The organism is Variovorax sp. F042, assembly GCF_057814215.1.
This window is the reverse complement of the sequence record NZ_JBVASX010000004.1, coordinates 482,728-496,130: the sequence shown is the minus strand read 5'-3', so window position 1 is coordinate 496,130 and position 13,403 is coordinate 482,728. Positions and strand designations below refer to the sequence as shown.

13 protein-coding genes are annotated in these 13,403 nt (G+C 64.9%); 5 read left to right on the top strand and 8 right to left on the bottom strand.

Annotation, left to right across the window (positions count from 1 at the left end):
- Positions 1–151 precede the first annotated feature (151 nt).
- A complete protein-coding gene (gene trxA / locus ACZYSP_RS17640) occupies positions 152–484 on the top strand; it encodes a thioredoxin TrxA (protein ID WP_042578306.1) in 333 nt (110 codons plus the stop codon).
- A gap of 185 nt (positions 485–669) precedes the next feature.
- Entirely contained in the window at positions 670–1,935 is a 1,266-nt protein-coding gene (gene rho / locus ACZYSP_RS17635) for a transcription termination factor Rho (RefSeq protein WP_013540932.1), read from the top strand.
- Between the two features lie 54 nt (positions 1,936–1,989).
- Here rho and ACZYSP_RS17630 read toward each other — a convergent pair whose 3' ends face one another.
- The gene (locus tag ACZYSP_RS17630; protein ID WP_489015564.1) at positions 1,990–3,057 is read right to left on the bottom strand and encodes an oxidoreductase; all 1,068 of its coding nucleotides are present in this window, start codon (positions 3,055–3,057) and stop codon (positions 1,990–1,992) included.
- Between the two features lie 140 nt (positions 3,058–3,197).
- On the opposite strand from ACZYSP_RS17630, the gene ACZYSP_RS17625 reads away from it, so the two are divergent.
- The 3 genes from ACZYSP_RS17625 (at position 3,198) to ACZYSP_RS17615 (ending at position 6,626) form a co-directional block, all read left to right on the top strand.
- Positions 3,198–3,467 (top strand): type B 50S ribosomal protein L31, encoded by a 270-nt coding sequence (locus tag ACZYSP_RS17625; RefSeq protein ID WP_019653042.1) that lies wholly within the window; start codon positions 3,198–3,200, stop codon positions 3,465–3,467.
- 79 nt (positions 3,468–3,546) lie between these two features.
- Positions 3,547–5,286 carry a hypothetical protein gene (locus ACZYSP_RS17620; protein WP_489015561.1) on the top strand — a complete coding sequence of 580 codons (1,740 nt, stop codon included), beginning with the start codon at positions 3,547–3,549 and terminating at the stop codon, positions 5,284–5,286.
- Positions 5,283–6,626 carry an MATE family efflux transporter gene (locus ACZYSP_RS17615; RefSeq protein ID WP_489015559.1) on the top strand — a complete coding sequence of 448 codons (1,344 nt, stop codon included), beginning with the start codon at positions 5,283–5,285 and terminating at the stop codon, positions 6,624–6,626. The genes ACZYSP_RS17620 and ACZYSP_RS17615 overlap by 4 nt, the downstream gene beginning before the upstream one ends.
- Before the next feature lie 7 nt (positions 6,627–6,633).
- Here ACZYSP_RS17615 and phoR read toward each other — a convergent pair whose 3' ends face one another.
- The 7 genes from phoR to pstS are packed head-to-tail and all read right to left on the bottom strand — an operon-like array spanning position 6,634 to position 13,282.
- A complete protein-coding gene (gene phoR, locus ACZYSP_RS17610; RefSeq protein WP_176928775.1) occupies positions 6,634–7,971 on the bottom strand; it encodes a phosphate regulon sensor histidine kinase PhoR in 1,338 nt (445 codons plus the stop codon).
- 44 nt (positions 7,972–8,015) lie between these two features.
- Positions 8,016–8,708, bottom strand: coding sequence for a phosphate regulon transcriptional regulator PhoB (gene phoB / locus ACZYSP_RS17605; protein ID WP_007836652.1), 693 nt, complete (start codon positions 8,706–8,708; stop codon positions 8,016–8,018).
- 27 nt (positions 8,709–8,735) lie between these two features.
- Entirely contained in the window at positions 8,736–9,437 is a 702-nt protein-coding gene (gene phoU / locus ACZYSP_RS17600; RefSeq protein WP_093054321.1) for a phosphate signaling complex protein PhoU, read from the bottom strand.
- 16 nt (positions 9,438–9,453) lie between these two features.
- A complete protein-coding gene (pstB, locus tag ACZYSP_RS17595) occupies positions 9,454–10,233 on the bottom strand; it encodes a phosphate ABC transporter ATP-binding protein PstB (protein WP_021007056.1) in 780 nt (259 codons plus the stop codon).
- Positions 10,234–10,253: 20 nt separating this feature from the next.
- Complete coding sequence (gene pstA, locus ACZYSP_RS17590) at positions 10,254–11,138, bottom strand: phosphate ABC transporter permease PstA (RefSeq protein ID WP_093075052.1); 885 nt, start codon at positions 11,136–11,138, stop codon at positions 10,254–10,256.
- Entirely contained in the window at positions 11,135–12,217 is a 1,083-nt protein-coding gene (gene pstC, locus ACZYSP_RS17585; protein WP_093054317.1) for a phosphate ABC transporter permease subunit PstC, read from the bottom strand. The genes pstA and pstC overlap by 4 nt, the downstream gene beginning before the upstream one ends.
- Before the next feature lie 30 nt (positions 12,218–12,247).
- Entirely contained in the window at positions 12,248–13,282 is a 1,035-nt protein-coding gene (gene pstS, locus ACZYSP_RS17580; protein WP_093054315.1) for a phosphate ABC transporter substrate-binding protein PstS, read from the bottom strand.
- Positions 13,283–13,403 lie beyond the last annotated feature (121 nt).

Genomic DNA, 13,403 nt, shown 5'->3' with positions numbered 1-13,403 from the left:
TCGAGGGGTTGGAGAGCGCGTGGACGTGACACGCAAGGGCTTTGGCTATCGCCGCCATAGCGGCCCTGCAAGGCACGCCACCCCTTGGTTTCTGTCACAATGACCAGCACTTTAGCTGCACCGAAACTCTCTGCGCACAAGGATCCATCACATGGCCAGCGAACTCATCAAACACATCTCCGATTCCTCCTTCGAGGCCGACGTGCTCAAGTCCAGCCAGCCCGTGCTGGTCGACTACTGGGCCGAATGGTGCGGCCCCTGCAAGATGATCGCCCCCATCCTGGACGAAGTGTCGGCCACCTACGAAGGCAAGCTGCAGATCGCCAAGCTGAACGTGGACGAGAACCGCGACATCCCCGCCAAGTTCGGCATTCGCGGCATCCCCACGCTGATGCTGTTCAAGGACGGCCAGCTGGCCGCCACCAAGGTCGGCGCCATGAGCAAGGCGCAACTCACGGCCTTCATCGACCAGCAACTCGCTTAAGCGACATTTCAACCGGCCAGCGCGCAATGCGTTGGCCGGCGCGTTTTTCCTGTCATAATCTCCCACAGATCACCGGCCCTTTCATTCAGGCAACCGGTTCGAGTTCCCCGGTTGGTGAGGCAGTTCTCGCTTCACACCCAACCTCCCCCCGTTTTCCGTTCGATTACCCCGCGAGGGGTCATTCCATGCACTTAAACGAACTCAAGGCACTCCACGTGTCTGAAGTCCTCAAGCAGGCTGAAGCGCTTGAGATCGAAAACGTCGGCCGCATGCGCAAGCAGGAGCTGATGTTCGCGATCATCAAGAAGCGCGCAAAAGCCGGCGAGCAGGTCTTCGCCGACGGTGTGCTCGAAATACTGCCCGACGGCTTCGGCTTCCTGCGCAGCCCCGACACCAGCTTCACGGCCAGCACGGACGACATCTACATCTCGCCCAGCCAGGTGCGTCGCTTCAACCTGCACACCGGCGACATGATCGAAGGCGAAGTGCGCACGCCCAAGGACGGCGAGCGCTACTTCGCACTGACCAAGCTCGACAAGGTCAACGACGGCCCGCCGGAGCAGAACAAGCACAAGGTGATGTTCGAAAACCTGACGCCGCTGTTCCCCAAGGAGCAGATGAAGCTGGAACGCGACGGCGTCAAGGGCGAAGAGAACATCACGGGCCGCATCATCGACATCATCGCCCCCATCGGCAAAGGCCAGCGCGCCCTGCTCGTGGCGCCGCCCAAGAGCGGCAAGACGGTGATGATGCAGCACATCGCCCACGCGATCAGTGCCAACTACCCCGACGTTCACATGATGGTGCTGCTCGTCGACGAGCGCCCTGAAGAAGTGACCGAAATGCAGCGCACGGTGAAGGGTGAAGTCATTGCTTCGACCTTCGACGAGCCCGCTGCGCGCCACGTGCACGTCGCCGAAATGGTGATCGAGCGCGCCAAGCGCCTGGTCGAACTCAAGAAGGACGTGGTGATCCTGCTCGACTCGATCACCCGCCTGGCCCGCGCCTACAACAACGTCGTGCCCTCGTCGGGCAAGGTGCTGACGGGCGGTGTCGATTCCAACGCGCTGCAGCGCCCCAAGCGCTTCCTGGGCGCCGCGCGGAACGTGGAAGAAGGCGGCTCGCTGACCATCATCGGCACCGCGCTGATCGATACCGGCAGCCGCATGGACGAAGTGATCTTCGAAGAGTTCAAGGGCACCGGCAACTCCGAAATCCACCTCGACCGCCGCCTGTACGAAAAGCGCGTGTTCCCCTCGATCCAGCTCAATCGCAGCGGCACGCGCCGCGAAGAACTGCTGCTGGCGCCCGAGATCTTGCAGAAGACCCGCATCCTGCGTCAGCTCATGTACAACATGGACGAGATCGAGTCGATGGAGCTGATGCTCAAGAACATGAAGGCGACGAAGACCAATGTCGAGTTCTTCGACATGATGCGTCGCGGCGGCTGAGCATCACGCTCTCCCGCAAAAGCGCGTTGGCCCTAACGGGTCAACGCGCTTTTTTCATGGGCGCCCTGCATGCAGGGCGCGGCCTTCGAGGGCGCTCTGGCGGCCGAGGTCAAGCAGTTCCATCAGTGCGACAGCCTGCTCGGGCGGCACGGGGTTCGAGCCGCGGCCGAGGATGGCGTCGCGCACAGCGACGTAGTAGTCGACATAGTTGCCGGCGCGGGTGGGAATGTTGCGCTTGCTGGATGCTCCATCACTGCCAATCAGCGTGAGCTCGCCATCGAGCGGATCTGCGCCCCACCCTTCGGACGGCGGCCGCTGCCCGGCGCGCAGCGCATCTTCCTGCGTATCGACGCCGTACTTGACGTAGCTGCCGCGCGTGCCGTGGACGATGTAGCGCGGTGCCGCATGCGCCGCCAGCGTCGTCGAATGCAGCACCACGCGCAGCGGCGCGTGCGGCCCACTGTCGTACCGCAGCACGGCATGAAAGTAGTCCTCGACCACGGCGCCATCGCGCAGGACCGCAGTGTCGAGCTGAACCGTGTCAGGCCGGCCGAACAGTTGCACCACCTGGTCGACCAGATGAGCACCAAGGTCCACCCAAAGGCCCGAACCCGGCACGGCCTGCTCGCGCCAGCGCTCCTTTACCTGGGGCCGGAAGCGGTCGAAATGCGACTCCAGGTACACCGGGCGGCCCAGCTCACCGGACGCCAGAACATCCTTGAGGGTCAGGAAATCGGCATCGAAACGCCGGTTCTGGTAGACCGCCAGGACACGATTGTTGCGCTTAGACAACAATTCAAGCGCCCTCGCCTCGGCCACATCGAGCGTGAAAGGCTTGTCCACTACCACGTGCTTGCCGGCCTCCAGCGCCGCTCTGGCGACCGGATAGTGCTGGGCGTTGGGCGTTGCCACCACAACCAGGTCGATGTCGGAGCGGGCCACGAGCGTCGCTACGTCCGGCACCACGGCAACACCGGGCCAGTCGGCGTGCACCCTGTGCGGCTGCGAACTAGCCACAGCCGCCAATTCGAGCCCCGGAACGGCCGAAAGCACGGGCGCGTGGAAGGTCTGGCCGGCAAAACCATAGCCAACGAGGCCGACACGAAGAAGCGCAGAGGTCATGGGGGAGGCCCGGTTTGCTCGGAAATGGGGCAGTATGCGATAATCATGGGCTCCGCGAAAAGTGCGGCTGGGCAGCTTCGTCCGGCACGTGGCTCTCGCATCGACCGCGCATTGATTCCAACAGCGCAAAAGGAAAGACCATGGCAAAAGAAGGCATCCACCCGAATTACCGCGAAGTTCTGTTCGTCGACATGTCGAACGGCTTCAAGTTCGTGACCCGTTCGTGCGCGAACACCAAGGAAATGGGCAAGACCGACGACGGTCGCGAACTGCCGCTGTTCAAGCTCGACACCACGAGCGAATCGCACCCGTTCTACACCGGCACGCAGAAGTCGGTCGACAACATGGGCGGCCGCGTCGAGAAGTTCCGCAACCGCTTCGGCAAGACCACCGGCGCTGCTTCGAAGTAAGGCACGCGCTTTTGCGTCGAGGGCAGCCCGGTTTACCGCGCTGCCCTTTTTCTTTCTGAATCCTGCCTTTTTCCGCCACTTGAACCTGCCCACTCCCGCGATCGTTGCCCAGAGCGCCGTGCGCCGGCTGCCGCGCATCGCATTGCTTCTGCTGTGCGCGGCCTACCTGCTGCCGGGCCTGGTTGGCCGGGGTCCCTGGAAGAGCGCCGACATCACGGCCTTCGGCTACATGTCCGAACTGGCTCGCAGCACCGAAGGCATCGCACGCTGGTTCGACCCCATGCTGCTGGGCCTGCGCCCGGAAACACCCGCCCTGATCCCTTACTGGATCGGCGCCCTGGCCATCAAGATCGCCCCGTCGTGGCTGAACCCCGACTTGGCCGTGCGCGTTGCGTTCGCGTTCCTCCTCTGGGGCGCCTTCACCGCCACCTGGTACGCCGTGTACTACCTGGCCCGCACGGCGCGCGCCCAGCCCGTGGCTTTTGCCTTCGGCGGCGAGGCCCGGCCGACCGACTACGCACGCGCCATCGCCGACGGCGGCCTGCTGGCGCTGATCGCCTGCCTCGGCCTCGCCCAACTCGGCCACGAGACCACCCCCGCACTGGCGCAGCTGTTCTTCGCCTCGCACCTGTTCTATGGCGTGGCCGCACTGCCCTACCGCCGCACCGGCCCGGTGATCGCGCTGACCGTGGGCACCATCGGCATTACGCTGAGCGGCGCGCCCACCGTCGGGCTCGCGCTGGCCATCGGCAGCGCGCTGTACATCGCGTATGAACGCCGGCTCGCCGCGCAGTCCAAACGCGAAAACGCCGACAACAACGAAGACAACGGCCCCGGCTACACACGAGGTGCCCTCCTCACGATGATCGGCATCACGGTGCTGGCGGCGGTGCTCGTGTTCAGCCTGAAGCTGCCGACATGGAAGATCACCGTGGTCGGCGGTTCGCTGATCGGCGACGTGCGCAGCCAGGCAAAGCTGCTGCTGTGGTTCACCTGGCCGGTCTGGCCGCTCGCCATCTGGACGCTGTGGCGCTGGCGGCGCCAGCTCACGTCGCGCCACGTCGCGCTGCCCTTCTGGTTCGCGCTGGTGCCGCTGGCCGCCACCTGGACCACCGACTACTCCGACCGTTCGCTGCTGCTGGCTCTGCCCGCCTTCGCCACGCTCGCCGCATTCGCCCTGCCCACCTTCCGGCGCAGCGCTGCAGCTCTGATCGACTGGTTCAACGTGCTGTTCTTCAGCGGCCTCGCCGTGCTGGGCTGGATCTACTGGATCGCCATGCAGACCGGCGTTCCACCCAAGCCGGCCGCCAGCGTCACGCGACTGGTGCCCGGCTTCGTGCCCGAGCTCTCTCCCATTGCCGTGGCGCTCGCCGTGGCTGCGACCATCGCCTGGTGCTGGCTGGTGCGCTGGCGCACGGGGCGGCACCGCGCTGCGCTCTGGAAGACTCTGGTGCTGCCAGCCGGCGGCACGGCACTGTGCTGGATGCTGCTGATGACGCTGTGGCTTCCGCCCATCGACTACGCACGCAGCTTCGCGCCGCAAGTGCGCGCCGTGGCTGAACGCGTCGGCCAGCCGAGCTGCATCGCCGAGCTCGCGCTGAGCCGTCCGCACATTGCGGCGCTGCGCCACCACGGCAACTTCAACGTGCAGCCGCTGCTGCTGGGCACTGACTGCCCGTGGCTGCTCGCAAGCCCCGAAACCATCGAGCGCCTGCACACCATCATTCCCTTCGACCAGTGGCGCTTTGCCGGCACGCTGCGCCGCCCCAGCAGCGCGGCCGACGACCTCTTGCTCTACCAGAAGATCACGCCGCAGTGAGGAGCGAACGGGCTCTGATCGCGCGGCACGCGGGCACGGTGCTCGTGGGCCAGCTGGCCGTGATGGCTTTCGGCGTGACCGACACCATCATCGCGGGCCGCTACTCCGAGCACGCGCTGGCCGCCCTCTCGGTCGGCGCCGCCATCTTCGTCAGCGTATACGTCTCGCTGATGGGCGTGCTGCAAGCTCTGCTGCCGGTCTGGGCCGAACTACATGGCGGCGGCCGCGGCGGCGAGGTGGGCCGCTCGGTGCGGCAATCGCTATACCTCGCCGCGATTGCCGTTGTGGTCGGCATGACGATCCTGCTGCTGCCGGGCGCAGCCCTGCGATGGACCCAGGTGCCGCCGGAAATGCGCGGCGAAGTCGAAGCCTATCTCGCGGTGCTGGCCTTTGCGCTGGCGCCGGCTCTGCTCTTCCGCCTGTTCAGCACGCTCAACCAGAGCCTGGGCAGGCCCCAACTCGTGACGTGGCTGCAGTTGGGCTCGCTGGTCGTGAAGCTGCCGTTGTCGATCTGGTTCACTTTCGGCGGCGCGGGCCTGCCGGCCATGGGCCTCGTGGGCTGCGGCTGGGCCACGCTGTGCGTGAACTGGGCGATGCTCGGCTGCGCCATCTGGCTGCTGCGCAACCGTCCGTTCTACCGCGACTACGGGCTCTGGAAGCGCCTTGAGGCGCCCGACTGGCAGCAGATCCGCAAGTTCGCGCGGCTCGGCGTGCCAGGCGGCCTGGCGGTACTGGTCGAAGTGACCTCGTTCACGCTGATGGCCTTGTTCATCGCACGCCTCGGCACCGCAGCCGCGGCGGCGCACCAGATCGCGTCGAACCTGCTGGCCGTGGCCTACATGACCCCACTGTCGCTGGCCATCGCGACCAGCGCGCGCGTAAGCTTCTGGCTCGGCGCCGGGGACGCAGCCAAGGCTCGCCACGCTTGCCGCCTGGGCTTCGAACTGACGGCGCTGTGTGCACTGTTCTATGCCACCGCCATGGCCGTGCTGCGCTACGAGCTCGCCAACGTGTATTCCGACAACCCGGCCGTGATCGCGATGGCCGGCGCACTGCTGCTGGCCGTTGCCCTGTATCACTTCGCGGATGCGGTGCAGACCTTCTGCGTGTTCGTGCTGCGGTGCTACCGGGTCACGCTGGCGCCGCTGGTGATCTATTGCGCGATGTTGTGGGGACTGGGCCTTGGCGGAAGCTATCTGCTCGCGTACCACGGTCTGGGCCCCTGGGCGGCCATGCAGTCACCGCTGGCGTTCTGGATCATGAGCGCCGCCGCACTGGCCCTGACGGCCCTGCTGTTCGGTGCACTGCTGCGCTGGACGATGCGCCAGCGCGCGAGATAAGCCACGCCTACTTGGCCAGCACTCGCGCTTCCCGCACGCGCGCTGCCGGAAACAACAGAGCAAAGCGGGAGCCCTTGCCCACCGTGCTTTCGATACGCAGTTCGGCACCGTGCCGCTGGGCGATGTGCTTGACGATCGCCAGTCCCAGTCCCGTGCCCCCAGTCTCGCGCGAGCGGCTGCGGTCGATGCGGTAGAAGCGCTCGGTCAACCGCGGAATGTGCTCAGCGGCGATGCCGGGGCCGGTGTCCTTCACGGCGTATTCGCCGCGCCCGTCGGGCAGTGTCCGCCAGCTCACGGCCACCTCGCCGCCGCCGGGCGTGTAGCGGATGGCGTTGCTCAGCAGGTTCGACATCGCGCTCTGCAGTTCGGTCGGCGCGCCCGACAGCTCAGACTCCGCGTCGACCGTGAACGACAGTCGATGCCCCTGTGGCGTCAGACGACCCGACAGCCCTCGCCCCTCGTCTTCGCACTGTGCGAGCAACGCACGAGTGCGGATCCACTGGTTGCCCGAAGGTGCCGCGCTGCCCTCCAGCCGCGACAGCGTCAGCAGGTCGTTCACCAGCGTCTCCATGCGGTGCGATTGCTGCCCCATCAGCGACAGATAGCGCGTGCGCTCCTCCGCATCGAGCGGCAGGTTCTGCAGCGTCTCGACGAAGCCCGCCAGCACCGTCAGCGGCGTGCGGATTTCATGCGACACGTTGGCCACGAAATCGCGCCGCATCGCCTCGGCCTGCTCCAGCGCCGTGATGTCACGCGTCAGCAGCATGCGGCGATTGCCGGCATAGGGATGCACCTGCACCGACAACCGCACCGGATGACCGCGCTGATGCCCATGGCCGAGTCCGGAGGCGTCGATGACCACGTCGCGGCTGTAGTTCCAGGACGCGAGGTAGGCCACGAAAGCCGGATCGCGCACGAGGTTGGCGAGGTGCTGTGCCAGATCGCGTTCCGCGTCGATACCGAACTGGCTGGCCGCCGTCTGGTTGCACCATTCAATGCGGCCCTGCTCGTCGAGCAGCACCACGCCATTGGGCGACGCCTGGATGGCGGCGAGGAATTCCTGCAGCCGGTCTTCGGCCTGCCGGGTCTGCTGCTCGCGGTCGCGCAGCAGCTTGCGGATGCGCTCGGACAACTCACCCCACACGCCGGACCCGCGCGACGGCAGGCCGGCGGCATCGTTGCGCAACACCCGCATCAGCCGCTCGGCGCGCCAGGCATCGAGCCCCAGCCAGAGTACCGCACCCAGCCAGGCGCCCAGCCACCCGAACTTCCATCCAAAAATGACGATAGCGCCCGCTCCTATTAAGAGGGACGCTATTAAAAATGTAGCAATTCGAAAAGGCATGGCGGGCGATTATCCGCGCCCGCGGCCAAAGGGTGCCACGGCGGTCAAACCGTGACTTGGGCGGTCAGGCGGTAGCCCGCTCCGCGGACGGTTTCGACCATCGGCGCAGCCGCACCCAGCGATTCGCGCAGGCGCTTGACGTGCACGTCGACCGTGCGCTCTTCGATGTAGACGTGGTCGCCCCATACCTTGTCGAGCAGCTGAGCACGGCTGTGCACACGCTCGGCATGCTGCATCAGATAGGCCAGCAGCTTGAACTCGGTCGGCCCGACCTTCAGGGCACCGCCCTGCCAGGTCACGCGGTGCGTGGAGGTGTCGAGTGCGAGTTCGCCGATCTCGACGCGCTCCGTGACCACTTCCGGTGCCCGGCGGCGCAGCACCGCACGGATGCGAGCCAGCATTTCCTGGGTCGAGAACGGCTTGGTGATGTAGTCGTCGGCGCCTGCGTCGAGGCCAGCAACCTTGTCGGGTTCGTCGCCGCGCGCGGTCAGCATCAGGATCGGGATGGCCTTGGTGCGCGGGTCCTTGCGCCACTGGCGCGCGAGCTGCAGGCCACTTTGGCCGGGCAGCATCCAGTCGAGCAGGATCAGATCCGGCAGGAAGGCGTCGATCTCACGCTGGGCCGCAGCACCATCTTCCGACCAGATCGGCTCGAAGCCGTTGTGGCGCAGGTTGACGGCGATCAGCTCGGCGATCGAGGACTCGTCTTCGACGATAAGGACACGGGGTTTCTTCATGCTTTCTTGGGAGTCTTGCCGCTGTTGTTACTGCAGCGCGGACTCGATTTCCTGCATCGAAGTGTGCCGCACATCGGCGCCCTTGACGATGTAGATGATGAATTCGGCGATGTTCTTGGCGTGGTCGCCAATGCGTTCGATGGCCTTTGCCAGGAACAGCAGGTCCAGGCTGGCGGAGATCGTGCGCGGGTCTTCCATCATGTAGGTGACCAGCTTGCGCACGAAACCGTCGAACTCCTTGTCGATCAGGTCGTCGTCCTTGAGGATGGACAACGCTGCGGAGGTGTCGAGCCGCGCGAATGCGTCGAGCGCCTTGCGCAGCAGGCCCGAGGCCAGGTCGGCCGCGATACGCAGTTCGGTCGTGGGCAATTGCCGGGCCGAACCGCTCTCGATGATCGACTTGACCATGCGCGCAATCTTGTTGGCCTCGTCACCCACGCGCTCGAGGTTGGCGGTGGTCTTGCTGATGGCGATCAGCAGGCGCAGGTCGCGCGCCGTGGGCTGGCGGCGCGCAATGATCGAAGACAGCTCGCGGTCGATGTCGATTTCCATCGCGTTGACGCGCTGCTCGGTCTCCATCACGCGGTCGGCCGCTTCGACGTCGAACTGCAGCAGCGCGTACACGGCCTGGTGAATCTGCGACTCGACCATGCCGCCGAGCTCCATCACGCGCGACGAGACGCCGTTGAGTTCGCTGTCGAACTGGCTGGAAAGGTGTTTCTCGGTCATGTTGTCTCCTTTGACTTCAACCGAAGCGGCCGGTGATGTAGTCCTCGGTCTCCTTGCGCTGCGGCTTGAAGAACATCTGCTCGGTGGCGCCGAACTCGATCAGATCGCCGAGGTACATGTAGGCGGTGTAGTCGCTGCAGCGGGCGGCCTGCTGCATGTTATGCGTCACGATGACCACCGTGTACTCATTCTTGAGTTCGGCGATCAGTTCCTCGATCTTCGCGGTCGAGATCGGGTCGAGCGCCGAGCAGGGTTCGTCGAGCAGCAGCACTTCGGGCTTGATCGCGATGCCGCGCGCAATGCACAGGCGCTGCTGCTGCCCGCCGGAGAGGCCCGAGCCGCTTTGCTGCAGCTTGTCGCGCACTTCGGTCCACAGCGCGGCCTTCTTCAGGGCCCATTCAACGCGGTCGTCCATTTCACTGGCCGAGAGGTTCTCGAACAGCTTCACGCCAAAGGCGATGTTGTCGTAGATCGACATCGGGAACGGCGTGGGCTTCTGGAACACCATGCCGACCTTGGCGCGAATCAGTGCCACGTCTTGCTTCGACGTGAGCAGGTTCTCGCCATCGAGGGCGATGGTGCCTTCGGCGCGCTGCTCCGGATATAGCTCGAACATGCGGTTGAAGGTGCGCAGCAGGGTCGACTTGCCGCAGCCCGACGGGCCGATGAAGGCCGTGACCTTGTTCTCGGGAATCTCGAGGTTGATGCCCTTGAGCGCGTGGAACTTGCCGTAGTAGAAATTCAGGTCCTTGACCGAGATCTTCGAGCGCGACGGTTGTGCAACGGTATTTGGCATGTTGTCTTCTTCTGCTGGGTTCAGTGTTTGTTGCGCGTCAGGACCCGCGCCAGGATGTTGAGGGCGAGCACGGCGACAGTGATCAGGAACACGCCGGCCCATGCCAGCTGTTGCCAGTTCTCGTACGGGCTCATCGCGAACTTGAAGATCGTGACCGGCAGGCTGGCCATTGGCTGGCTCACGTCAGCGGTCCAGAACTGATTGTTCAGTGCGGTGAAGAGCAGCGGCGCGGTCTCGCCGGCGATGCGAGCCACGGCCAGCAGCACACCGGTGACCACGCCGGCGCGGGCAGCGCGCAGCGTGATGCTGAGGATGACCTTCCACTTCGGCGTGCCGAGCGCGTAGGCCGCTTCGCGCAGGCCAGGCGGCACCAGCTGCAGCATGTTCTCGGTGGTGCGGATCACGACCGGAATCACGATCAGCGCCAGTGCAATCGCACCGGCCAGACCCGAGAAGGTCTTGAAATAGGCCACCACCACGGCATACACGAACAGGCCGATCACGATCGACGGCGCCGACAACAGGATGTCGTTGACGAAGCGCGTGACCGAGGCGAGCCAGCCCTTGGGGTTGTATTCGGCCAGATAGATGCCGGCCATGATGCCGATGGGCGTACCCACGCAGGTGGCCAGCATCACCATCACGAACGAGCCGAAGATCGCATTCGCGATACCGCCCGCCTCGTTTGGCGGCGGCGTCATTTCGGTGAAGGTGGCGAGGGCGAGGCCGCCCACGCCCTGACGCAACGTTTCCCAAAGGATCCAGACCAGCCAGAACACGCCGAAGGCCATCGCGGCGAGCGACAGCGTGAGCGCGATCTTGTTGACGCGGTTGCGCGAGGCAAACTTGGCCTGGCGCGTTTCGGCCAATGCCTTGGCCGCGAGAAGATTCTGGGCGGTGCTCACGATTTGGTTCCTTCGCTCTTCTTCATCTTGGCCAGCAGCATCTTGGAGAGCGACAGCACGACGAAGGTGATGAAGAACAGCACGAGGCCGAGGTACATCAGCGCGGCCTGATGCAGGCCCGCGCCGGCTTCGGCGAATTCGTTGGCGAGTGCCGAGGTGATGCTGTTGGCAGCCTCGAACACGGAAAGGGAGTTGAGCTGGTTCATGTTGCCGATCACGAACGTGACCGCCATCGTTTCACCCAGCGCCCGGCCGAGGCCGAGCATGATGCCGCCGATCACGCCGGCCTTGGTGTAAGGCAGCACGACCTTGGAAACGACTTCCCAGGTGGTGGAGCCGAGGCCGTAGGCCGACTCTTTCAGCAGCGGCGGCGTCACTTCGAACACGTCGCGCATCACCGAAGCGATGAACGGAATGATCATGATCGCGAGGATGATGCCGGCCGACAGGATACCGATGCCCACGGGCGGGCCAGACACCAGCGCGCCGAGGTACGGCACGCCGCTGAGCAGCTTCTGCAGCGGCTGCTGCACCCAGGTGGAAAGGATCGGGCCGAACACCAGCAGGCCCCACATGCCGTAGACGATGGAAGGCACCGCCGCCAGCAGTTCAATGGCCGTGCCCAGCGGGCGCTTGAGCCAGTTGGGCGAGAGTTCCGTCAGGAAGAGCGCAATGCCGAAGCTCACCGGCACCGCGATCACCAGCGCGATGATCGAAGTGGCCAGCGTGCCGTAGATCATGACCAGGCCGCCGTACTCCTCCTTGACCGGATCCCACACGCTGCTCGTGAGAAAGCCGAGGCCGTACTTCGAAATGGCGGGCCAGGCGCCGACAACCAGCGACAACAGGATGCCGATGAGCATCGCGAGCGTCAGCAGCGCGGCGCCCTTGGCGGCCCAGCCGAACAGCCGGTCAGCCATCGGGCCGGAGCGCGGAGCCTTCACGGGCGGCGGGGGTGCAGTAGCACGACCGCGCTCGGCCGCGAGGTCGAGAGAGGTGGTGGCGGCGGGAAAGGTGGATGACACTGGTCGCTCCGGCAAAGACGAAAGCGGCGCGTCCTGGAGCGAAGAATTGCTCATGGGCGCGCCGTCCTGGACTGATGGGTAGAGTTACTTGAACGCGACGGCCTTGCCCGACGCATCCTTCACATCACCCCATGCCTTGGCGATGGTGGCCTTCACGGCGTCAGGCATCGGCACGTAGTCGAGATCATCGGCCGTCTTGTCGCCGCTCTTGTAGGCCCAGTCGAAGAACTTGAGCACGGTAGTCGCGTTGGCGGGCTTGTCCTGCACCTTGTGCATCAGGATGAAGGTGGCGCCGGTGATGGGCCATGCGTCCTTGCCGGCCTGGTTGGTCAGCACCTGGTAGAAGCTCTTGCTCCATTCAGCACCAGCGGCGGCGGCCTTGAATGCCGAGTCGTCGGGCGACACGAAGGTGCCGGCGGCGTTCTGCAGTTGGGCGTACGTCATCTTGTTCTGCTTCACGTAGGCGTACTCGACGTAGCCGATCGAGTTGGGCAGGCGGTTCACGAAAGCGGCGACGCCTTCGTTGCCCTTGCCGCCCGCGCCGGTGGGCCAGTTCACGGCCGTGCCTTCGCCGACCTTGGTCTTCCACTCGGCGTTGACCTTGCTCAGGTAGTTGGTGAACAGGAAGCTGGTGCCCGAACCGTCGGCACGGCGAACCGGGGCGATGGCGGCGTCAGGCAGGGCCAGCGAACCGTTCAGTGCCTTGATGGCGGGGTCGTTCCACTTGGTGATCTTGCCGAGGTAGATGTCGCCCAGAACCTGGCCGTTGAGCTTCAGCTCGCCGGGCTTGATGCCCTGGATGTTGACCACGGGAATCACGCCACCGATGACGGTGGGGAACTGCATCAGGCCCTTGGCCTGCAGTTCGTCGTCCTTCAGGGGAGCGTCCGAAGCGCCGAAGTCGACGGTCTTGGCTTCGATCTGCTTGATGCCGGCGCCCGAGCCGACCGACTGGTAGTTGATCTTGACGCCGGTGGCCTTGTTGAAGTCAGAGGCCCACTTGGCGTACAGCGGTGCCGGGAAGCTGGCACCAGCGCCGGTCACGTCTTGTGCAAAGGCGGGAATGGAGAACACCGCGGCCACCAGGCCGGCTGTTGCAAATTTGAACGTCGTTTTCATGAAGCTTCCTTTAGAAGTAAGAAGTAGTCCCTTTTTCGGGCTTGGACGGACTCTAGAAAGCTTGTGTGACATCGGTGTGACACCCCTCTGTCGAGGGAAAATGCCTTTATTCCCCCGGTGG